Origin of the sequence: Rhodoplanes roseus (genome assembly GCF_003258865.1) — a bacterium.
GTDB classification, from domain to species: Bacteria; Pseudomonadota; Alphaproteobacteria; order Rhizobiales; family Xanthobacteraceae; genus Rhodoplanes; species Rhodoplanes roseus.
On the sequence record NZ_NPEX01000922.1, the window covers coordinates 1 to 251 of the forward strand.

Consider the following 251-nt stretch of genomic DNA (forward strand, 5'->3'; position numbering starts at 1 on the left):
TGGAGGTCGCTTCGGTGAACGCCTGGGCAATGCTCTACGGTGCCGCGATCGTGTCCCTGGTCGCCTTCGTGCAAGGCGTTCCTTTCGAGTTCGATCCCTCGCCGGTCTATGTCGGATCGCTCGTCTATCTCGCGATCCCTGGCTCGGTGATCGGCTTCACGGCCTATCTCATGGTCGTCCATCGCCTCGGCCCCGAGCGGGCCGCCTATATGACCGTCCTCTTCCCCGTGGTAGCCCTGACGATCTCCGTC

The 251-nt window shown here is 63.3% G+C and carries 1 protein-coding gene; it reads left to right on the forward strand.

Annotated elements, in window-relative coordinates; all coding sequences use genetic code 11:
• Nucleotides 1–251: EamA family transporter (locus tag CH341_RS33020; RefSeq protein ID WP_146604813.1), on the forward strand; the 251-nt coding region annotated here is incomplete at both ends.